We start from the raw sequence: 20,436 nt of genomic DNA, 5'->3' as shown, positions 1-20,436 counted from the left end.
CCTACTGATCCAAGAAACTACGCATCTTACGCGACCGGCTTGGGTGCTTGAGCTTGCGCAGCGCTTTTGCTTCGATCTGGCGGATACGTTCGCGCGTCACCGAGAATTGCTGGCCGACTTCTTCGAGCGTGTGATCGGTGTTCATTCCGATGCCGAACCGCATCCGCAGCACGCGTTCCTCACGCGGGGTGAGGCTGGCGAGCACGCGGGTGACGGTTTCCTTTAGGTTGGCCTGGATCGCGGCATCGACGGGGATGATCGCGTTTTTGTCCTCGATGAAATCGCCCAGATGGCTGTCTTCCTCGTCGCCAATTGGCGTTTCGAGGGAGATCGGCTCCTTGGCGATTTTCATCACCTTGCGCACTTTTTCCAGCGGCATGGACAGGCGCTGCGCCATTTCCTCAGGCGTCGGTTCACGGCCTTCCTCGTGGAGGAACTGGCGCGAGGTGCGCACCAATTTGTTGATCGTTTCGATCATGTGCACTGGAATGCGGATGGTGCGCGCCTGATCGGCGATGCTGCGGGTGATCGCTTGACGGATCCACCACGTTGCATAGGTCGAGAACTTGTAACCGCGGCGGTATTCGAATTTGTCGACCGCCTTCATCAGACCGATGTTGCCTTCCTGAATAAGATCAAGGAATTGCAGGCCACGATTGGTGTATTTCTTGGCGATGGAAATCACCAGACGAAGGTTCGCCTCGACCATTTCCTTCTTGGCGATGCGCGCTTCACGCTCGCCTTTTTGCACCATATTGACGATGCGCCGAAACTCGGTGAGCGCCATGCCGGTGTTGGCGGCAATATCTGCGATTTCAGTGCGGATACGCTCAATCGCGTCGCCTTCCTTTTCAGCGAAGGCCTTCCACTTTTTGTCCTTCTTCGCATTGGAAGAAAGCCATGCCTCGTCCAGCTCATTGCCGACGTAGGAATTGAGGAAGTCGAGCCGCTTGATCTTGTGCCGTTCGGCCAACCGCAACATCTGCCCGCCCAGCGCAGTCAGGCGGCGGTTGAAGGCGTAAAGATTGTCGACCAGAAATTCGATCTTGGTCGCGTGGAACTGCATGCTTTCCACCTCGGCGGTCAGTTCTTCGCCCAACGCTTCGTATTTCTTTTCCTTGGCTTTGGGAAATTCGAGGCCAGCGCCAAGCGTATCGACGCGTTCGACCTGCAGTTTTTCAAAGGTCTTGAACAGTTTGGTGATGCGCGCGAACCGTTCGATGGCGTCGGGCTTTAACGCGGCTTCCATCTGGGCGAGGCTGAGGGTGTTGTCCTCCTCTTCCTCGTCATCGAGCTTTTTTGAACTGCCTTCTTCGCCGTCCTCATCGTCGTCATTGTCATCGCTGGAATCGCTGACGTCTTCGTCATCTTCGCGGATGGTGGGGCCAGCGGTTTCTTCGGAGATTTCGCCGCTATCGTCCTCGTTTTCCGCTTCCATCTTGTCTGGTGGAGGCTCTTTGGAAAGCATCGCATCAAGATCGAGGATTTCACGCAGTTGCATGTCTTCGTTGTTGAGCGCTTCGGACCATTGGATGATGGCGTGAAACGTGATCGGGCTTTGACACAGGCCCATGATCATCATGTCGCGGCCGGATTCGATCCGTTTGGCAATGGCGATTTCGCCTTCGCGGCTGAGCAATTCGACCGCACCCATTTCGCGCAAATACATGCGCACGGGATCATCGGTGCGCTCACCTGTGCCGGTCTTCTTTGCGGCGAGCGTCTTTGCGTCCTTCTTGGTCGCGGCTTTCTTGTCATCTTCCTCAGCGTCGATTTCCTCGACCTCGAGTTCCGGATCGGCATCGCCATCAGCTTCGGCGTCTTCGTCATTTTCAACGATCTGCACGCCCATTTCGGACAGCGCAGTCTGCACATCTTCGATCTGGTCCGAATCCATATCCGTCGGCAAAGCCTCGTTCAGCTCATCAAGGGTGATGTACCCCTTTTTCTTCGCCTTGCTCATCAGTTTTTTCACCGAGGCTTCGTTAAGATCGATCAGCGGAGCGTCGTCTTTGTCGGCGGCTTTTGCGGTTGAGGCCATGAATGTATCGTCAGTCCATTATCTGGCGATGGTCCCGGCGGGCGTTTGTGTCCGGCCCGGCTTGCCACCGCCAATGTTAATCCCAAGAACCAGCAGGGGAAGCGCCGGCCTAATCCTGTCTGGCCGGTTCCCCGGCCTTTCGCCTTCCGAACGCTTTCAAGCGTTCTTCAACTGTCGTGAGCTGCTGCCGCAACCGGGCCTGCTCGGCAAATGACCCTTCCGGATCATCGTCGAAACGAGCAATCGTTGCCGCCATAGCGGCTTCGAGCGCTGGTTTTTGGACCAGCAACGACACAGCTTCGGCCAGTTCCTCGCGCGCTTCACCGGGGGATGTGCCCTCTCTGAGAAAGGCGTAACGTCTGTCTTCCGGTGGGGCAGGATAGCCTTGCGGACCCGATATGGCGTTTTCGTGCTCCGAATCAAGCGTCTCTGACAGTTCTATCAGCGATTCAATTTCGGGTGCGGCATTCGGGTCCGCCTTGGCAAGGCTGGAAAGGGCCTCCGCGTGGCGTGTGATCTCCTCCGGATGTCGGATCAATCCGGCGATGACCGCTGATAACAGTGTGGATCGCTGCCCGCCTGTCATGGCGCGGTTGAGAGTGGCTTGGGCATCGGGCGAAAGACCGCGCGGCGCAGGCTTATCATAGCGCCAATTCCCCTTGGCGCGGCCCGGTGTCGACTGCGCCTGACGCGCCGATGGTCGTTCTCGATGGGGATAGGCAAAGGCTGAGAACCGATCGAGCAATTCGCGGCGATAAAGTGCGCGAATGTCGCTATCCTGGATGGTGTCAACGTGCTCCATCAACCGTGCTTTCAGCCCCGCCTTGGCCTCGGGAGTGGTCAGCGGTTTGGCCGCGCTTTCAAAGCTCCACAGCAAATCGAGCAGGCTTTTGGGCGCAGCAAGCAGATTTTCCAGCGCGCCTGAGCCTTGCTGATTGACGAGATCGTCGGGATCGATTCCTGCCGGCAGGCGCACAATCGCAAGCGAGCGCATCGGCGCGAGCAGCGGCAGCGCCCGCGTCACCGCTCGCATAGCGGCCTTTTGCCCCGCCGCATCGCCATCGAAGCACAGCACCGGCACCTCCGCCATGCGCCACAGCAGCTCCAGCTGGGTTTCGGTCAGCGCCGTTCCCATCGGTGCGACCACATCGGCTATCCCGGCCTGCGCCAGCGCGATCACGTCCATATAGCCTTCGACCACCACCACTCGGCCTGTCTGGCGCGAGGCAGGTGCGGCGCGGTGGAGATTGTAGAGCGTGCGCCCCTTGTCAAACAGCGGGGTGTCGGGCGAATTGAGATATTTGGCGATGCCATCGCGGGATTCGAGGATACGCCCGCCAAACGCAATAACCCGCCCGCGCGCATCCTGAATCGGCAGCATGATCCGGTCCCGAAATCGGTCATACATGGTGCCATCATCGGTGCGGATGCGCATTCCGGTTTCAACCAGCATGCTATCGTCGAACCGGGGCAGGGCGGCGGGCAGCGCCTGTTTGTTTTCCGGCGCATAGCCAAAGCCGAACTCGCGCAAGGTTTCCGGTTTCAGACCCCGGCGATTGAGATATTCGAGCGCCGCGCGGCCTCCGGCAGAGTGCAAATTGCGGACGAACCAGTCCTGCGCCTCGGTCGTTACATCAATCAGCTCGGCGCGCTTTTCCGCCCGCTTGGCGGCCACGGGGTCGGGTGCTGGCACTTCCATACCAGCCTCGGCGGCGAGCTCCTTGATCGCATCAATGAACGACAGCCCGCGCTGTTCGGTCATCCAGCTGATAACATCGCCATGCGCCCCGCAGCCAAAGCAATGGTAAAACTGCTTTTGGTCATTAACATAAAAGCTGGGCGTCTTTTCGTCATGAAACGGGCAACAAGCCGTCCATTCGCGCCCTTTTCGAACGAGCTTTTCGGTGCGCATAATCACGGTAGACAGCGTGATCCGCGCGCGCAGTTCGTCCTTCCATTGCGGAGTGATGGCCATGATCGGGATTGTGCGCCGTAAGCGTTGAGGGTTCAAGCGCCCGCTGTGGGTATATCTGTGGCCAGGATTAACTCAGCGCCGCCTTCACCAATCCGCTCGCCAGCTTCCCATCAAGCACAGCGCCGTGCCTTGCCTTGAGCGCGCCCATGACGGTGCCCATGTCCTTCATTCCCGAAGCGCCGGTTTCCGCCTTGATCGCCTCGATTGCCGCGATCGTGTCTGCTTCGCTCATCATTTGCGGCAGAAATTCGTCGATCACGGCCAGTTCTGCCTTTTCCTTATCGGCCAGTTCCTGGCGTCCGCCGGTTTCGTACATTTCGATTGATTCGCGCCGCTGCTTCGCCATTTTCTGCAAGACCGATGTCACCAATTCATCATCGGGAATATCCTTGCCGCTGGTGCGCTCCTCGATATCGCGATCCTTGATCTTGGCGCTGATCTGGCGGAGCGCGGCGGTGCGGTCCTTTTCGCCGGCTTTCATGGCGGTGATGGTGGCGGCCTTGATATCGTCGCGGATCATGGTGAAATCGAACTTTCTGTGGAAGGATTGTTGATGCGCCGCGCTCTAACGCATTGCGCGCGTTCCGACTAGGTTGACGCGCATGGTCCCCGCGTCTAGCGGCTAGGTCTTAGCGACATTGCTGGAAAATCCTCTTTAACGGAGCGCCCCATGGCCCCTTCCGCGAATACCCCTGCGCAGCCTTCTGGTGCGACCGGTTGCCTTGTTCTGGCCGATGGCACGGTGATCTGGGGGCGGGGCTTTGGCGCAGAGGGTTCGGCAATTGGCGAGGTCTGTTTCAACACCGCGATGACCGGCTATCAGGAGGTGATGACCGATCCCAGCTATGCTGCGCAGATCGTCACCTTTACCTTCCCGCATATCGGCAATGTCGGCGCGAATGCCGAGGACGTGGAAAGCCGCGTGGAAGGCGCGGTGGGCTGCGTCGTGCGTGAGGATGTGACCGAACCGTCCAATTTCCGCTCGGCCGAAAATTTCACCGATTGGATGGTGCGCAATGGCAAAATCGGGCTGTGCGGAGTGGACACCCGCGCGCTGACCCGCCGCATCCGCCTATCGGGCGCACCCAATGCGGTGATCGCCCATGCGCCCGATGGGAAATTCGACATTCCCGCGCTGATTGCCCGCGCGCAGGAATGGGCGGGACTCGAAGGCATGGACCTTGCGCTGCGCGTTACGCGTGAAGCCCGCGAGGACTGGGCCGGCGGATACTGGCGTTTGGGCCACGGCTATGCCCGCGCGGACTGGTCGAATAAGCCGCACGTTGTCGCCATCGACTTCGGCGCAAAGGACAACATTTTCCGCAATCTGGTGAAAGCGGGGGCGAAGGTGACGGTGGTTCCGGCCAAGACTGGGTTTGAGGAAGTGATGGCGCTTTCTCCCGATGGCGTGTTCCTTTCAAACGGTCCCGGCGATCCGGCGGCGACGGGCGAATATGCCGTGCCGGTGATTGCGGCTCTGCTGGATGCGGATGTGCCGATCTTCGGCATCTGCCTCGGCCACCAGATGCTGGCGCTGGCAGCGGGCGCAAAGACGGTGAAGATGCATCAAGGCCACCGCGGCGCAAACCATCCGGTTCAGCGCGTGGGTGAAGGCTGGGGCGAGACTTCGGGACTGGTCGAGATCACGAGCATGAACCACGGTTTCGCGGTGGATGTGGGGAGTTTGCCCGAGAGTGTTGAGCAGACGCATGTGAGCTTGTTCGACGGATCGAATTGCGGGATTGCGGTGAAGGGCAAGCGCGCGTTCGGCGTGCAGTATCACCCCGAGGCAAGTCCGGGGCCGCAGGACAGCTTTTACCTGTTCGAGAAGTTTGTTGGGGGGCTGTGATGGACGGCCCGCCGCCCGAATATTCGGTTGAGGAAACAAGGATCGCCGATCGCTTGCAGAGCTGCGGTTTAAATCGCGCCGGGTTCACAGTGACCTACGAGGACTGGCTGCAAAGCTTCGAAATCGTGATCTCGGAGAAAGCTGGACCTTCGGAGAATGACATTGAATGCATTCACGAGGCCGCTGGATACGAGATCGTCAGCTTCGAGGATCCCGATTTACAGCGGGCATACGACAAGCACGTGTCCGACCTTCTGGCACCCGAGAGAATCGCAGAAAACCAACGCTATCTTGAAGAGCGCGGGCTCCTTGACTCGGCTCCTACGCTTGCGAAGTTCGGAAACCTAACGAAACTCGCCATTGAGATAGAGCGGCTGTGCGGGTTCGAACCGGGTTCGATCTTGACCGTGCAAGGCGACGATCTGATGCTAGGCGGTCCTGGGAGTGCCTTGCTCGACGCCGACTATGAGCAATCGGCGTGCCTGCTGGCGTTGATCCGTTACTCGGGCGTGACCAAATTCGGCTTTGTCGGAAACGAGAAGTATCGGGCGGAAGATGATTAAGGCTGCCGTTTTCCTCCTTGCCTCCGCAACCCCGCTCGCCGCCCAGAACCCCGCGATGACGCCGCCGCCTGTCGATCAGTGGCCCGGCGCTGAGATCGCCGATGGCGTCGCATTTCAGGGGGACGGCGGGATCACGCTCGAACAGGGCGAAAGCGGGTTGCCGGTGCTCGTTTACTGGCGGCCCGTGCTGTTCAAGGAGGATAGCGACAAACCCGTTGCAGGACGCATGGATTGCCGAGTGGTTGCTGCTGAGGGGCTTTATTCCGAAGAGGAATTCGACCCCGAGGCCAAACATGCCGCGATTGCCGATACGCGCGAGCGGCAGGGTTTTGTCGATATGGATAGCTTACGGGATTTCTCTGACACCCTGCGCCAACTTGACGTGGTGGGCCGCCGCGCCAATCCGCGTTCGCATTATGTGCTGAGCTATATCATGGTGCGCGACGGCGACCGGATGATCGACATTCGCCGCAATTGCACCTTTGTCTATGGCAATGCGATTTCGCGGCCCGATGTGTTGCCCTATGTCGGGCGCTACACCCGCATCAGCTATGCGTTTGAGCCGAACACGGGAGAGGCCGAATGAACCGCGCTGCCATCGCCTTGATTGCGCTTGCCGGGCTGACCGGCTGCGACCTGCTGTTTCCCGAGGACCCGCGTCTCGGGGTGGAACAACCAGCCGCCTGCCTTGCACGCGTCGAACAGGAACTGCGGTTTGAACTGGCGAATTTGCAGGATGGTGACCGGTTTGAGCCAACCTACACCTATGACATTACCAAGCTGGGGCTGGAGGCGATCCAGAACCTTTCCGCTTCGCGCAGCGATGAGATCAAGGGCACGCGGATCGACCAGAGCACCAACGAAACCTCGACCGCGGTCGATGTGTTCATGCAGCAACCGGTGGATGAAAACGGCGCGTTCTTCCTTGGCCGTGACCCAGCACTTTACCGGGTGCGCGGCGAGGCATTGCCGCTGGCCGATATCATCCCCGCAGGGTGCGAACGTCAGCAGGCGAACATGCGGCTGATCCAGATCGATTTTACGCGGACCGGAGGCGGAGCGTCCGCCGCCAATCCAGACGATGCCAGCACAGAAAACGAGAACTCCAACTGATGCCCAAACGCACCGACATTTCCTCCATCCTCGTCATTGGCGCTGGCCCGATCATCATCGGTCAGGCGTGCGAGTTCGATTATTCGGGCACGCAGGCGATCAAGGCGTTAAAAGAGGAGGGCTATCGCGTCATCCTCGTCAATTCCAACCCCGCGACGATCATGACCGATCCGGAGTTCGCCGATGCGACCTATATCGAACCGATCACCCCCGAAATCGTCGCCAAAATCATCGCCAAGGAACGCCCCGATGCGCTGCTGCCGACGATGGGCGGGCAGACCGCGCTCAATTGCGCGCTGGCGTTGGATGCGGATGGCACGCTGGAGAAATACGGCGTCGAAATGATCGGCGCGAAAGCCGACGCGATCGACAAGGCCGAAAACCGCCAGCGATTCCGTGAGGCGATGGATGCAATCGGGCTGGAAAGCGCGCGCAGCGGCGTGGCGACCAGTGTTGAACAGGCGCGCGAAGTGCTGGAGCGCACCGGGCTGCCATCGATCATCCGCCCCAGCTTTACGCTGGGCGGGACCGGCGGCGGGATTGCCTACAACACCCAGGAATTCGATCAGATCGTGCGCGAAGGGCTGGATGCCTCGCCCACGACTGAGGTGTTGATCGAGGAATCGCTGCTCGGTTGGAAAGAATATGAGATGGAGGTGGTGCGCGACCGCGCCGACAATTGCATCATCATCTGCTCCATCGAAAACGTCGATCCGATGGGCGTGCATACTGGCGACAGTATCACTGTCGCCCCGGCTCTGACGCTGACGGACAAGGAATATCAGATCATGCGCAACGCGAGCATTGCTGTGCTGCGCGAAATCGGGGTCGAAACGGGCGGGTCAAACGTGCAGTTTGCGGTCAATCCTGCCGATGGCCGTTTGATCGTGATCGAGATGAACCCGCGCGTTTCGCGTTCATCGGCGCTGGCGTCGAAGGCCACCGGCTTTCCGATTGCGCGCGTCGCGGCAAAACTGGCGGTGGGCTATACGCTCGATGAAATCACCAATGAAATCACTGGCGCGACCCCGGCGAGCTTTGAACCCACCATTGACTATGTCGTGACCAAGATCCCCAGATTTGCCTTTGAGAAATTCAAAGGGGCCGAAGCGACGCTTTCAACCGCCATGAAGTCGGTCGGCGAGGTGATGGCGATTGGCCGGAATTTTCAGGAATCAATGCAGAAGGCTCTGCGCGGTCTTGAAACCGGGCTCGACGGCTTTAACCGCGTGCCCGAACTGGAGAGCGTGCAGCACGGCGTCATCACCGCCGCCATTTCGCGCCGCACGCCCGACCGTTTGCTCAAGGTCGCGCAGGCGATGCGCGAAGGGTTGAGCGTTGAGGACATCAACAACGTCACTGGTTATGACCCGTGGTTCCTGCGCCAGATCGAAGCGATCATCGTGGCAGAACGCGAAGTGCAGGCAGACGGTCTGCCCCGCGATGCTGCGGGACTGCGGCGGCTGAAAGCGATGGGCTTTTCCGACAAGCGTCTGGCGACGCTGGCAGTGCGTTCGGTCGGCGTTGCGGGCGGGCTTGCAGAAACGCAGGCCAAGCGTTCGGGCCTGCTGCATGATGCGCTGCAAGCTATGGCCGGGGCCACCAGCGAAGACGAAGTGCGCGCGCTGCGTTACAAACTGGGCGTCTTGCCGGTGTTCAAACGGATCGACAGCTGCGCCGCCGAGTTTGAAGCGATCACCCCCTATATGTATTCGACTTATGAAGCCCCGTCTTTCGGAGAGGCCGAATGCGAATCGGCGCCCAGCGACCGCAAGAAGATCGTTATTCTTGGCGGCGGGCCAAACCGGATCGGGCAGGGGATCGAGTTCGATTATTGCTGCGTCCATGCCTGTTTCGCGCTGGCCGAGCAGGGTTATGAAACGATCATGATCAACTGCAATCCGGAAACGGTTTCGACCGACTACGACACGTCAGACCGGCTGTATTTTGAACCGCTGACGGCAGAGGACGTGCTCGAAATCCTGCGCGTGGAAAAGCAAGCGGGCGAACTGGTCGGAGTGATCGTGCAATTTGGCGGGCAGACCCCGCTCAAACTCGCGCAGGCGCTGGAGGATGCGGGGATCCCGATCCTTGGCACGTCACCCGACGCCATCGACCATGCCGAGGACCGCGAAAGGTTCGCCAGACTGGTCGACAAGCTTAATCTGAAACAGCCCGACAACGGTATTGCCTACACCCGGGATGAAGCCGCCGCCGTGGCTGCGCGGATTGGGTATCCGGTGCTGCTGCGCCCGTCTTTTGTGCTGGGCGGGCGGGCGATGGAGATCGTCGATTCCGAGGCTCAGCTCGATGATTACATTAAAACCGCGGTGAATGTGTCGGGCGACAGTCCGGTGCTGGTCGATCAATATCTGCGCGACGCCATCGAATGCGACGTCGATGCGCTGTGCGACGGTGTTGAAGTCCGCATTGCCGGGGTAATGCAGCATATCGAAGAAGCCGGGGTCCATTCGGGCGACAGCGCCTGCACTTTGCCCGCCTATTCACTGGGCGCTGATATTATCGCCGAAATGGAACGGCAAGCAGAGGCGCTGGCCCACGCGCTTGGCGTGCGCGGGCTGATGAATGTGCAATTCGCCGTCAAGGACGGGGAGGTTTATCTGATCGAGGTCAATCCGCGCGCCAGCCGGACCGTGCCCTTCGTCGCCAAGGCCATCGGACAGCCGGTCGCCAAGATCGCCAGCCGGATCATGGCTGGCGAAAAGCTGGCCGATTTTGAACCGTTCAAACGCGAGTTTGATTATATGGCGGTGAAAGAGGCAGTGTTTCCCTTTAGCCGTTTCCCCGGTGCTGATCCTGTGCTGACCCCGGAAATGAAATCTACCGGCGAGGTTATGGGGATCGACACCAGCTTTGAGGCCGCTTTCTTCAAATCCCAGCTTGGCGCGGGCATGATCCTGCCGCGCGAAGGGACGGTTTTTGTCTCGGTCAAGAATTCCGACAAGGCGGTGATCGTGCCTGCGGTGCGCAGCCTGATCGAACAGGGTTTTAGGATCATCGCCACCGCTGGCACGCAAAGCTATCTGTCGCAGCAGGGGCTGGCGGTGGAAAAGGTCAACAAGGTCGCCGAAGGTCAGCCGCATATTGTTGACAAAATCATTGACGGAAAAATCGCTTTGATCTTCAATACCACCGAAGGGTGGCAATCGCTGCTCGACAGCAAATCAATCCGCGCGACTGCGCTTGAAAAGAAGGTCCCGTATTACACCACAGCGGCGGCTTCGCTGGCGGCGGCGGCGGCGATTGCGGCGATAAAACCGCATGATCTTGAAGTCCGATCGTTACAGGACTATTATACTTGAAATTTCACGCCGGTTTTCCCGACATTTCGATGATTTGAGGCCGCCTCGTCAGAAGCGGTCACAGCCGAAATTACCGCATGTCTTTTCAGGGAACGGCTACGGACAGAAAGAAACGGAATGGCAACGATGGAAAAGGTTCCGATGCTGGCAGAAGGCTATGAAAGCCTGATGGCAGACCTGAAAGCGCTGCGCGATGAACGCCCTAAGATCGTTGACGCGATCGAAGAGGCGCGCGCGCATGGCGACTTGTCGGAAAATGCCGAATATCATGCTGCGAAAGAACGTCAGGGCCAGGTTGAGGCGATGATCGGCGACATTGAAAGCAAGGTTAGCCGCGCGCAGATCATCGATCCCAGCACGCTGTCCGGTGACAAGATCGTGTTTGGCTCCACCGTCACTTTGCTCGACGATAATGACAAGCCAATCCGATATCAGATCGTTGGCGAAACAGAGGCCAATGCGGCTGCTGGTCGGATCTCGTTCAATTCACCGCTGGGCCGCGCCATGATCGGTCGGCAAGTCGATGACGAGATTGAAGTAACGGTCCCTTCGGGCGACAAGTTCTACCTCGTCCAAAAGATCGAATTCATCTGAAGAACCGGCCAGAAGCACCTTAATTCAGACGCTTCTGGCCGAGTTTTTTCTCCATCGCATAATTGTGGATCGCCACGCCGGCGATAGTAAAGTCGCGGCGGTGCAGGACGTGGTATCCGGCCCGTTCGAACGCGGGCCGCGCGAGTTCGCTGGCTTCAGTATACAGTCGCGCCATAGCCGCGACTTCCGCATGCGCCTGTGCTGCGCCGAGGAGTTCATCTGCAAGGCCGCGGCGTGTATGCGCGGGATGGCAGTATAGCATGTCGAGATGGCCTGCGCCGCGCCCATCGGCCTGCTCTGTTCGTTCGAGCAGCGCATAGGCAACTGGCGCGTCCTGCGCATTTGCCGCGACAAAGATCACGGCACCGGCTGAGGCGCGGTCCAGAAACCGCTGAGGGCCGGGATGGCGTGACGCCCAGACCTTCACCTGATCCGGGGAATAGCGCCTTGCACCGAGTGTATGAATGGCCGAAATCGTGATTTCCGCCAGATCGGCAGCGTCGCTCTCTCGGAAGGGCCGAATGACATAGGTAGCGACAGCTTTGGCCATGCGAGAGGCTGCGGACCCGATCAGGCGTTCGGAGTCAGCAGCTTGTGAATATGCACAACCACATATTTCATCTCGGCATCATCAACCGTGCGCTGCGCTTGCGCGCGCCAGGCATCCACGGCATCATCATAAGAGCTGTAAATGCCCACGACATGCAGGCTTTCGGGGTCCTGAAATTCAAGCCCGCGCGGATCGGTGACCTTGCCTCCCATAACGAGATGAAGGCGTTGAGTGGTGGTGGTTTCTTCCATGTGGTGTTCCCTGGGGATTTGCGCCCGCAGCGGGCGCGTTTGCGCGCGCTTTAGCGAACCGTGCCAGGATGACAAGGAGGCGGGGAAAGCAATTAAACGTGGTTCAACAGCCTGGTGCCGGGGCGGCTCAGTTCGAAATGCGGTCGGTCAGATCGCGCACCGCGCGGGCCGCGCGGCGGCGGGTTTTCTGTGCTGCGGTGCGCCCCTTGTCAGTGGCAGTGCCCGCCACATAAACAGCATCACGGCGCAGCGCGCGCACCTTTGCAGCGGCGCTGTCGCCAATATTCTCAGCCGCATCCTTGCTCGCGCGCGCGCTATCCATCGCTTCGTCGATCAGTTTGATGCCATAGGCGATGGCAGCGTCTGCAATCAGCGTTCCAAGCGCGGAACCACGCGTTTTGACTGCATTGCCAACGCTCTTGGCTGCACTTGACGTCAGCTCAGCCGCCCCGGCCGAGGCGGCCTTGGCAGCGCTGCTTGCAACCCGGCGGCCGGGGGAGGTCATTGCGCCGATGATCAAACCGATGGCAATCGCCCCGCCAACGACCGTCAAAGGGTTCTTGCGGGCAAAATCGCCCGCTGCGATTGCGGCCTCCTGCGCCTGTTCAGCCAAGGTGCGTTCGGCAATGCGCCGCTCGCTCGCTTCGATCCGGGCGCGCAATTCATCGCGCTTTGCATCGTTCGAAGCTGCGGCTGTCGCGGGTTCGTTTTGAGGGGTCGGTTCATTGCTCATGTTTTTCTCCGAATTTGGGGGCATCTTCGCTTGTCTCATCGCTGTCTGACAGCCCGAGAATTTCAAGGATCGGTTCACGCCCCAGCCATAACAGGACCGCACCAATCAGCGCCGCGATAATGCCGCGATTGTCTTCAGAATGCGCCTTGGCCACTTCGAATACGTCTTTCGCGCCGTCACCAATGCGCCCTCCGATGCGGGCTGCCACGCCCTTTGCCGATAGGCTGGCACGGGCATGGGTGATGTCAGCCATCAGCACGGCCCGTGCAGCGTCGCGGATGGCGCGGTCTTCGATAAAGCGTCGCTCCAGGTCGCTCATGCATCCGCCTCATTTTGGTCAGAAGCAAAGAGTGTTGAGAGCCTCTGAACACGCTTCTTTGCGATCAAGGTGAGCACGGCAACCACCAGCAGCAGGCCGCCCACCACGATTGCGATGGCACCCCAGATCGAGACCAGCGGCGCAAGCGCAATTACCAGACCGACCGCGAGCGCAAGCAAGGCGATATGCACAAGTATCAGGGCAAGGATGATGCATAACAGCACCGTGCCCAGATTTCGCCCAGCCAGTTTTGCGCGGGTCTTTTGAAAGCCTATCTCTGCCTGCGCATAGGTGCGACCGCCGTCGATCAGCGCAGCAATCTCTCCGATCAGGGAGTCGTCTGGTTCGTTGTTCGCGGGAGGAACTGCATTTTCGGCATCAGGCGCAGCGTTACCCGGGTGGGCCGCGCCTGTCTGGCGGTCGATATTGTCCATCCCCTCTGCCCGCTGGTTTCAAAATCAGTCGCGTGAACCGCGGAACAACCGCGCCAGCAGGAACCCTGCAACCGCCGCAATGCCGACGGCGACAGCCGGGCTCTTGCGGACCATTGCACGGGCATCTTCGCCCAGTTCATCGACGCTCTTCGCTTCGAGCTTGGCCGACGTTTCAGCCAGGCTACGCGAGGCTGAACGCGCATAATCGCCATATTGTTCGCCCAAACGTTCGTCGATCTGGACGGCCGTGTCACCGACCGCCTTGCCAATCGTCGCAAGTGCATCGCTAGCGGCGGACTTGCCCTCGTTCGCCAGTTCACCGGCGCGGCTGCGAGCTTTCTCGCTGTAAACCTTGGCTTCGTTCATCAATTCGTCTCCACGGGATTTGGCTTGTTCGCGGTAATCGCCTGCACGGTTTCCAGCTTCGGCGCGCAATGCAGCGGCGCCGGCCTTCGCCTCTTCGAGCGCAGCGTTGAATCGGCTCTTCGCCTCCCCTGTGCCTGAAGGGACCGAATCATCCACCGGCTTGGCTGCTGCACCGGTCTTTTTCGGTGCAGCTTTCTTGGCGGGAGACGCCTTGGTCGCCGATTTGGGCGCTGCCCGCTTTGCCGGAGCTTTGTTTGTCGTGGTGTCAGCCATATCGTCTCTTTGCCTTCCTGTAGCGCGCATTTCCAGTGGTAACACGCGCCAGTTTGTTATGCTAAATCTACGCCGCTTGCGCCGCTTGGTTCCGACGAATAGGGAAGCCGAAACCAGCAACGCCAAGAGCCCGAGCTTGCATCTTGACCCAGTGTCTTACTCGCCTACCACACTTTCCACCCGGAGACAATCATGACCGCCATAATCGACATTCATGCCCGCGAAATTCTCGACAGCAGGGGCAACCCGACCGTCGAAGTGGATGTGTTGCTCGACGACGGCAGCTTTGGCCGCGCGGCGGTGCCTTCGGGCGCTTCGACTGGAGCGCATGAGGCGGTCGAACTGCGCGATGGCGATCCAGCGCGATACAAGGGCAAAGGTGTGCTCAAAGCGGTCGATGCGGTCAATTCGGAGATCCGCGATCTGCTCATCGGTGCGTTCGATGCAGAGGATCAGCGCGACGTCGATCTGTCGTTGATTGCGCTGGACGGAACAACCAACAAGGCGCGGCTTGGTGCCAATGCCATTCTCGGCACCAGCCTTGCGGTGGCCAAGGCGGCGGCCAATGCGCGCGGCCTGCCGCTGTATTCCTATCTCGGCGGAGTCTCCGCGCATGTCCTGCCGGTGCCGATGATGAACATCATCAACGGCGGCGAGCATGCGGATAACCCCATCGACATTCAGGAATTCATGATCATGCCCGTTGGCGCGCCTGACCTGGCAGAGGCTGTGCGCTGGGGTTCAGAGGTGTTCCATACCTTGAAAAAAGGTCTGGCGGATAAGGGGCTGGCGACCAGCGTCGGAGATGAAGGAGGGTTCGCCCCCGATCTGGCAAGCACTCGCGCGGCGCTCGATTTCATCATGGCGTCGGTAGAGCAGGCCGGGTTCACCCCGGGCACCGACATCGTGCTCGCGCTGGATTGCGCCGCGACCGAATTTTACCGCGACGGCAAATATCAAATCTCGGGCGAGGGACTGAGCCTCGATGGCGCAGGAATGGCCGATTATCTGGCGCGACTCTGCGATGATTACCCGATCCGCTCCATCGAAGACGGCATGAGCGAGGATGATTTCGAAGGCTGGACTGCGCTCACCCAATTGATCGGCAACTGCGTGCAATTGGTCGGCGATGATCTGTTCGTGACCAATCCAGCCCGTCTGTCCGATGGGATCGCAAAGGGTCTGGCCAATTCGCTGCTGGTAAAGGTCAATCAAATCGGCACGCTGACAGAGACATTGGCGGCGGTCGATATGGCTACCCGCGCGCGCTACACCAGCGTGATGAGCCACCGTTCGGGGGAGACCGAGGATGCGACCATCGCCGATCTCGCGGTGGCGACCAATTGCGGGCAGATCAAGACTGGATCGTTGGCGCGTTCGGATAGGCTGGCGAAGTACAACCAGCTCATCCGGATCGAGGAAGAATTGGGCGATAGCGCTGCCTATGCAGGGCCAGGCTGTTTCGGCGCACTGTCTGGCTGAGCGACAGGTCTGAGACGGCTTTAGATACCTGAAAAAAACTGATCCATCGCCGCGAGCCCGCTGTCGGTCAGCCTAACGAGCACGCGGCGTTGATCCTCAGGATCGTGCTCGCGCAGGATCAGGTTGTTTTCGGCCAGCACACCGAGCCAGCGCAGGCCAGTGGTGGGCGGCGCGGCTGAGCCTATGCAGGCGCTCGAAACGGACACTGCCTTGCCCTCGACCTCAGCGATGTAGAGGTCGAGCAGAATGTCCCATGCAGGTTCACCAAACAGGTCCGGATTGCCGAACAGCACAGCCCTTCGGCGGCGCTGTGTATAGATCTCGCGTGCCGCTTCCGCTTTCAGGGCACGCTCGCGGCGGCTGTCTTCAATCGTGGCAGCGCCTGAGCTCTCAGGCCCAGTGGCAAGAGAGGCTCGAGATTCGTCGATTGCACGCCGCACAGCCGCATTGCCATCTTGGTCGATGCCCACAGCCAGAGGCACACGCCGCAATTCTCGCGCGATCGCAGACAATTGGTCTGCAAGCCCATCGAGATCGGTCGCTTGGCGGCTTGTTGGTGGAAGGTTTGTATCAAGGGCTTTGGGCTGCCTCGGCATGGTGGCCTTGCGCATTTCGCCAAATGTCACGTCGGCTAAGTAACGCCCATCCTTACCTTCCCTCATCCGACGCTCGCACGTGTCGCCGGTAAGAGATCTCGCGAAGTTGGATGGAAACAGATCAAGCGCCGCGCAGCGTCGAACCAATGAGGCAAAACCGGGAGAGGTCGCAACTGAACTTTCGGCAGGTTTTGAGGCAGCGCCAAGACATACTCCATCAAGGGTGCCTATCCACCTGACACCTTGAATGGTGCGCACCCCATGCGGCACTATGACGCTTGTATCGCTCTGTATATTAAGTGAAGCTGCGTATGTTGCTCCTCAGCCAATGTTGGCTTTTGACATTGGTGGACAATCGGCCGGTCAATTCAAAACGCGACCGCCTTGTACGATGCGGATGAAACTGGGTTCGAAATCGTGCACCAAGCTGTGCTCGATCACGCCGATGTTATCGTTCAACTGCTCAATGGCGGCATTGACGTGGATCGCCGCGAGCCCGGCGCCCAGACGGTCAAGCCTGTCCAGCGTTAGCGCAAGTGTCCTGCGGCATTCGTGGAGTTCGATCGCGGTGTTTATCGATAGTTTTTTCAATTCTTATCCCGTCCCAGCGCGACCCGGATTGCAAGAAGTTCCCCTGAGCCCGTGGTAAGCGGGACTTATGAAGAAGTGTATCCGTGAAAATACTTATTCTCGCGCGGGTTTAGCAGGTCATTCGGCAAATCGGGGCTCTCAACGGGCAAATCTGTGCGCCAATTCCAACATTGCCATTGCCGCCTTTGCCGCTTCTCCGCCCTTATCCTTTTGCGCCGGATCAGCCCGAACAAGCGCCTGCGCCTCATTCTCGACCGTCAGAATGCCATTGCCGATAGCGATACCGTCCATGCTCAAGGCCATGATTGCCCGTGCGCTTTCACCCGCGACGATTTCAAAGTGGTAAGTCTCACCGCGGATGACCACGCCGATCGCTACAAATCCGTCATATTCACCGCTTTCGGCAGCCAGTGCGATTGCTCCTGGCACCTCAAGCGCACCCGGAACGGTCAACACTTCGGCTTCGTGGCCGGCTGCTGTGAGGGCTGCCATCGCGCCGGAGATGAGCATGTCGTTCAGTGAGGCGTAAAAGCGCGCCTCGACAATAAGAAATTTGGCCATTGAAGTTACTCCGGGATTTCCTGATGATCGATAATGGTGATGCCATATCCTTCCAGCGCGACCAGGTCGGGCCGGGAATTGGAGAGCAGCACCATTTCGTGCACACCCAGATCGGCAAGGATCTGGCTGCCGATGCCGATATTGCGGATCTCCTCGTCCTGCGACCATTCGCCGCTCGACCCGACCCGCTGAGTCAGAATGACAATGACCCCCGACCCATGCGCCCCGATCGCGCCCATCGCGCGCTGCAAGGTGCGTTTGCGCGGACCGGGCGCGCCCAGCACATCGTCAAACACCGAAATAGGATGGACGCGGGCGAGGGTGGGAGCATCGGCGCTCACATGCCCTTTCTGCAGGACATAGGCTTCGCTGTCGGCGATCCGGTCGCGGTAGGTAATCAGACGCCATTGGCCGCCGTAATCGCTTTCAAAACTGCGCTCGCCCAGCCTTTCGACCAGATGATCGTTGCGCATTCGATAGGCAATCAAATCGCGGATCGTGCCGATCTTCAATTCGTGGCGCCGCGCAAAGGCGATCAAATCATCGAGCCGCGCCATTGACCCATCGTCATTCATGATCTCGCAAATGACACCGCTGGGATTGAGCCCGGCGAGTCGCGAGATATCGACCGCCGCTTCGGTATGCCCGGCACGCACCAGCGTCCCGCCATCGCGCGCGGCAAGCGGAAAGACATGGCCCGGCGTCACAATATCATCAGGTCCTTTGGTCGAATCAATCGCAACCGAGATGGTGCGCGCCCGGTCTGCCGCCGAAATACCGGTGGTCACGCCTTCCTTCGCCTCGATAGAAATCGTGAAGGCGGTCTGCATGCTTTCCTTATTGTTGCGGCTCATCGGTTCAAGGCCAAGCTGATCGACCCGTGCCCGGTCCAGCGCCAGACAAATCAGACCGCGTCCATGTGTGGCCATGAAATTGATCGCCGCCGGGGTCGCCATTTGCGCGGGGATAATCAGATCACCTTCGTTTTCACGGTCCTCGTCATCTACCAATATGTACATCCGACCGTTGCGTGCCTCGTCAATGATTTCCTCAATCCCGACCAGCACCGGCCGATCATCATTGGCTTCGAGGAAAGCTTCAAGCTTTGCGAGAGTGTCGGCGGTAGGGTTCCAATCCACCTCAGCAGCATCGCGCAAAGTGTTGGCATGCAGGCCCGCAGCCCGGGCCAAACCGGCCTTTGTCATCTTGCCGCTCTCAACAAGCGAGCGCACGCGTGTGATTATTGATGTGTTCATGGGCGATAGTTATCACATCAGAATGTGATAACAAGCAAGCAAAATTGACAGGACAGCGCCATTGAAGAGCGCAAGAACTGACGCGAATATTTTGCAAAATTGCTATGGTGGACGCAGTAGGGTTCGAACCTACGACCCGCTGATTAAGAGTCAGCTGCTCTACCAACTGAGCTATGCGTCCATTGCCGATCAAACATCGGGAAACTGAATTTCGCACGGCTGCATGCGGTCCGAATCAGCGAGCGGCTGCATATAGCGCCCCTGCTACTTATGAAAAGCCCAAAAGCCGTGCGTTAGCGCGCTTGCCCGGTCAAATCACGGTCAAGCCAACGCTGCGCTTTTTCCGTAAGCGTGATGGTCGATTCAAATGCATCGCCAAGATTGCTTTCGATGTGGACAATCCCGGCGCGCTCCAACGCGCGGATAAGCGTTAGCGCCTGTGGCTGGCTGAGGCTGGAAATCGTGTGCAATTGGCGCAAAGTGGTTGCATGCCCACCGGCCTGCCGCGACTGGATGGCCGTTGCGACCTCGACCATATCAGGTGCAATTCCAGCGGCAACAGCGCTACATTCCCCGCGATTGGCTGAAAACAGACGGCTGATATGTGACGCTGCGTTGCGCAACTTGCTCATGGCAAACCTCGGCTATGGTGTGAAACGGGTTGCCTGACGGCAGTCGGCGCAAATGGGGGGAAGCGCGACTGCCGCCAGGACTTGAACGTTCAACCAGACCGCTGAGTATCTCAGCAGCTGCGACCCGAACGTCCGAGTTCGTTTGAACCTTGCGCGCTATGAAGAAAGTTTACGCACACGGAAAGTCGCCCATCTGGGGGACTTATGGTAACCTGCGCTCCGATGCAGTGGTATTTCGATCAGATCGATGCATTACATGACATCGAGGCCGTGCTGAGATTTGCGCGCGAAATCTGCGTTAAGCAGGGTGTGGTGCGGATGAGCTATCACGTCACACCGCCGTTTGATGGCCCAACATCCTCGACCACGGTGGTTTATACCGAAGGCTTCAGCGCCGAATGGCTCGAAATGTATGAACAGGAAGAATTCCGCGCCAGCGACCCGATCCCGCGAAGGGTGATGCAAAGCGGTTCGATGATGAGCTGGGCCGATGCAATCGCTGCTGGGCCGAACACCCCCGAAAACGAAGCGTATTTCGCTGCCATGCGTCAGTTTGGCTTGATCCACGGGATTGGAGTGCCGCTCTATGGTCCCCGCGGCCGCGCGGCCTATGCTTCGTTTGATTTTGACCGGCCAGTGCCCGAACTTTCAGATGATCAGCTTGGGACTGTTCGCAGCGTCGCCCAGGCAGGGCACCAGCGGATTTGCATCCTGATCGACGAAAGCAGCGATACCCCAAGCCTTTCGGAGCGCGAAATCGAGGTGCTGACCTGGGCGGCGCGGGGTAAATCGGTGGGGGCGATTGCAACCATCCTGGGCCTGTCGCCGGACACGGTAAAAACCTATTCCAAACGCATTTACGCCAAGCTTGACGTGACCGACAGGGTCGGCGCGGTGGTCAAGGCGCTGAGGTTGGGGCTGGTACGGGTCTAAC

22 protein-coding genes and 1 tRNA gene are annotated in these 20,436 nt (G+C 59.2%); 8 read left to right on the top strand and 15 right to left on the bottom strand.

What is annotated here, in order from left to right; translation table 11 throughout:
* Window position 1: 1 nt before the first annotated feature.
* The 3 genes from rpoD to ACM64M_RS10280 form a co-directional block, all read right to left on the bottom strand.
* Window positions 2–2,041 carry an RNA polymerase sigma factor RpoD gene (gene rpoD, locus ACM64M_RS10290; RefSeq protein WP_416228600.1) on the bottom strand — a complete coding sequence of 680 codons (2,040 nt, stop codon included), beginning with the start codon at window positions 2,039–2,041 and terminating at the stop codon, window positions 2–4.
* A gap of 109 nt (window positions 2,042–2,150) precedes the next feature.
* Window positions 2,151–4,016, bottom strand: a complete 1,866-nt coding sequence (gene dnaG / locus ACM64M_RS10285; protein ID WP_416228599.1) for a DNA primase — start codon at window positions 4,014–4,016, stop codon at window positions 2,151–2,153.
* A 67-nt stretch (window positions 4,017–4,083) separates the two neighbouring features.
* Window positions 4,084–4,536: a GatB/YqeY domain-containing protein gene (locus ACM64M_RS10280; RefSeq protein ID WP_416228598.1), complete on the bottom strand. Its 453-nt coding sequence runs from the start codon at window positions 4,534–4,536 to the stop codon at window positions 4,084–4,086.
* Window positions 4,537–4,686: 150 nt separating this feature from the next.
* Between ACM64M_RS10280 and carA the strand changes: the two genes are divergently transcribed.
* From carA to greA, 6 genes are all read left to right on the top strand, one after another.
* Window positions 4,687–5,865, top strand: coding sequence for a glutamine-hydrolyzing carbamoyl-phosphate synthase small subunit (gene carA / locus ACM64M_RS10275; protein ID WP_416228597.1), 1,179 nt, complete (start codon window positions 4,687–4,689; stop codon window positions 5,863–5,865).
* A complete protein-coding gene (locus tag ACM64M_RS10270) occupies window positions 5,865–6,428 on the top strand; it encodes a hypothetical protein (RefSeq protein WP_416228596.1) in 564 nt (187 codons plus the stop codon). The genes carA and ACM64M_RS10270 overlap by 1 nt, the downstream gene beginning before the upstream one ends.
* Window positions 6,421–7,014, top strand: coding sequence for a carbamoyl-phosphate synthase large subunit (locus ACM64M_RS10265; RefSeq protein WP_416228595.1), 594 nt, complete (start codon window positions 6,421–6,423; stop codon window positions 7,012–7,014). The genes ACM64M_RS10270 and ACM64M_RS10265 overlap by 8 nt, the downstream gene beginning before the upstream one ends.
* Window positions 7,011–7,541, top strand: coding sequence for a hypothetical protein (locus ACM64M_RS10260; RefSeq protein ID WP_416228594.1), 531 nt, complete (start codon window positions 7,011–7,013; stop codon window positions 7,539–7,541). The genes ACM64M_RS10265 and ACM64M_RS10260 overlap by 4 nt, the downstream gene beginning before the upstream one ends.
* Entirely contained in the window at window positions 7,541–10,864 is a 3,324-nt protein-coding gene (gene carB / locus ACM64M_RS10255; protein ID WP_416228593.1) for a carbamoyl-phosphate synthase large subunit, read from the top strand. The genes ACM64M_RS10260 and carB overlap by 1 nt, the downstream gene beginning before the upstream one ends.
* A gap of 117 nt (window positions 10,865–10,981) precedes the next feature.
* Window positions 10,982–11,458, top strand: a complete 477-nt coding sequence (greA, locus tag ACM64M_RS10250; RefSeq protein ID WP_416228592.1) for a transcription elongation factor GreA — start codon at window positions 10,982–10,984, stop codon at window positions 11,456–11,458.
* Window positions 11,459–11,477: 19 nt separating this feature from the next.
* Here greA and ACM64M_RS10245 read toward each other — a convergent pair whose 3' ends face one another.
* The 6 genes from ACM64M_RS10245 to ACM64M_RS10220 all read right to left on the bottom strand — a co-directional run bounded on the left by ACM64M_RS10245 (window position 11,478) and on the right by ACM64M_RS10220 (window position 14,384).
* Window positions 11,478–12,008 (bottom strand): GNAT family N-acetyltransferase, encoded by a 531-nt coding sequence (locus ACM64M_RS10245; protein WP_416228591.1) that lies wholly within the window; start codon window positions 12,006–12,008, stop codon window positions 11,478–11,480.
* 20 nt (window positions 12,009–12,028) lie between these two features.
* Window positions 12,029–12,259, bottom strand: a complete 231-nt coding sequence (locus tag ACM64M_RS10240; protein ID WP_416228590.1) for a DUF4170 domain-containing protein — start codon at window positions 12,257–12,259, stop codon at window positions 12,029–12,031.
* Between the two features lie 127 nt (window positions 12,260–12,386).
* Window positions 12,387–12,992, bottom strand: a complete 606-nt coding sequence (locus ACM64M_RS10235; RefSeq protein WP_416228589.1) for a hypothetical protein — start codon at window positions 12,990–12,992, stop codon at window positions 12,387–12,389.
* Complete coding sequence (locus ACM64M_RS10230) at window positions 12,982–13,311, bottom strand: hypothetical protein (protein WP_416228588.1); 330 nt, start codon at window positions 13,309–13,311, stop codon at window positions 12,982–12,984. Before ACM64M_RS10230 ends, ACM64M_RS10235 begins: the two co-directional genes overlap by 11 nt.
* Window positions 13,308–13,745 carry a phage holin family protein gene (locus ACM64M_RS10225; RefSeq protein WP_416228587.1) on the bottom strand — a complete coding sequence of 146 codons (438 nt, stop codon included), beginning with the start codon at window positions 13,743–13,745 and terminating at the stop codon, window positions 13,308–13,310. The genes ACM64M_RS10230 and ACM64M_RS10225 overlap by 4 nt, the downstream gene beginning before the upstream one ends.
* Window positions 13,746–13,769: 24 nt before the next feature.
* Window positions 13,770–14,384 (bottom strand): hypothetical protein, encoded by a 615-nt coding sequence (locus tag ACM64M_RS10220; RefSeq protein ID WP_416228586.1) that lies wholly within the window; start codon window positions 14,382–14,384, stop codon window positions 13,770–13,772.
* 192 nt (window positions 14,385–14,576) lie between these two features.
* Here ACM64M_RS10220 and eno point away from each other — a divergent pair, with 192 nt between their 5' ends.
* Window positions 14,577–15,866, top strand: a complete 1,290-nt coding sequence (gene eno, locus ACM64M_RS10215) for a phosphopyruvate hydratase (protein WP_416228585.1) — start codon at window positions 14,577–14,579, stop codon at window positions 15,864–15,866.
* A gap of 20 nt (window positions 15,867–15,886) precedes the next feature.
* On the opposite strand, the gene ACM64M_RS10210 is transcribed toward eno, so the two are convergent.
* From ACM64M_RS10210 to ACM64M_RS10185, 6 genes are all read right to left on the bottom strand, one after another.
* The gene (locus tag ACM64M_RS10210; RefSeq protein WP_416228584.1) at window positions 15,887–16,336 is read right to left on the bottom strand and encodes a MarR family transcriptional regulator; all 450 of its coding nucleotides are present in this window, start codon (window positions 16,334–16,336) and stop codon (window positions 15,887–15,889) included.
* 489 nt (window positions 16,337–16,825) lie between these two features.
* Window positions 16,826–17,053 (bottom strand): hypothetical protein, encoded by a 228-nt coding sequence (locus ACM64M_RS10205; RefSeq protein ID WP_416228583.1) that lies wholly within the window; start codon window positions 17,051–17,053, stop codon window positions 16,826–16,828.
* A 138-nt stretch (window positions 17,054–17,191) separates the two neighbouring features.
* Window positions 17,192–17,614, bottom strand: coding sequence for a 6,7-dimethyl-8-ribityllumazine synthase (ribH, locus tag ACM64M_RS10200; RefSeq protein ID WP_416228582.1), 423 nt, complete (start codon window positions 17,612–17,614; stop codon window positions 17,192–17,194).
* Between the two features lie 5 nt (window positions 17,615–17,619).
* Window positions 17,620–18,870, bottom strand: a complete 1,251-nt coding sequence (ribB, locus tag ACM64M_RS10195; RefSeq protein WP_416228581.1) for a 3,4-dihydroxy-2-butanone-4-phosphate synthase — start codon at window positions 18,868–18,870, stop codon at window positions 17,620–17,622.
* 105 nt (window positions 18,871–18,975) lie between these two features.
* Window positions 18,976–19,051: transfer RNA gene (locus ACM64M_RS10190), tRNA-Lys, on the bottom strand.
* Window positions 19,052–19,163: 112 nt separating this feature from the next.
* Window positions 19,164–19,502 (bottom strand): hypothetical protein, encoded by a 339-nt coding sequence (locus ACM64M_RS10185; protein WP_416228580.1) that lies wholly within the window; start codon window positions 19,500–19,502, stop codon window positions 19,164–19,166.
* Window positions 19,503–19,706: 204 nt separating this feature from the next.
* On the opposite strand from ACM64M_RS10185, the gene ACM64M_RS10180 reads away from it, so the two are divergent.
* Window positions 19,707–20,435, top strand: coding sequence for a helix-turn-helix transcriptional regulator (locus ACM64M_RS10180; protein WP_416228579.1), 729 nt, complete (start codon window positions 19,707–19,709; stop codon window positions 20,433–20,435).
* Window position 20,436: the final 1 nt, after the last annotated feature.

Origin of the sequence: Qipengyuania sp. ASV99 (genome assembly GCF_047872805.1) — a bacterium.
Taxonomy (GTDB): domain Bacteria; phylum Pseudomonadota; class Alphaproteobacteria; order Sphingomonadales; family Sphingomonadaceae; genus Erythrobacter.
The sequence above is the reverse complement of the archived record's forward strand: the minus strand, read 5'-3'. Positions and strand labels throughout refer to the sequence as shown.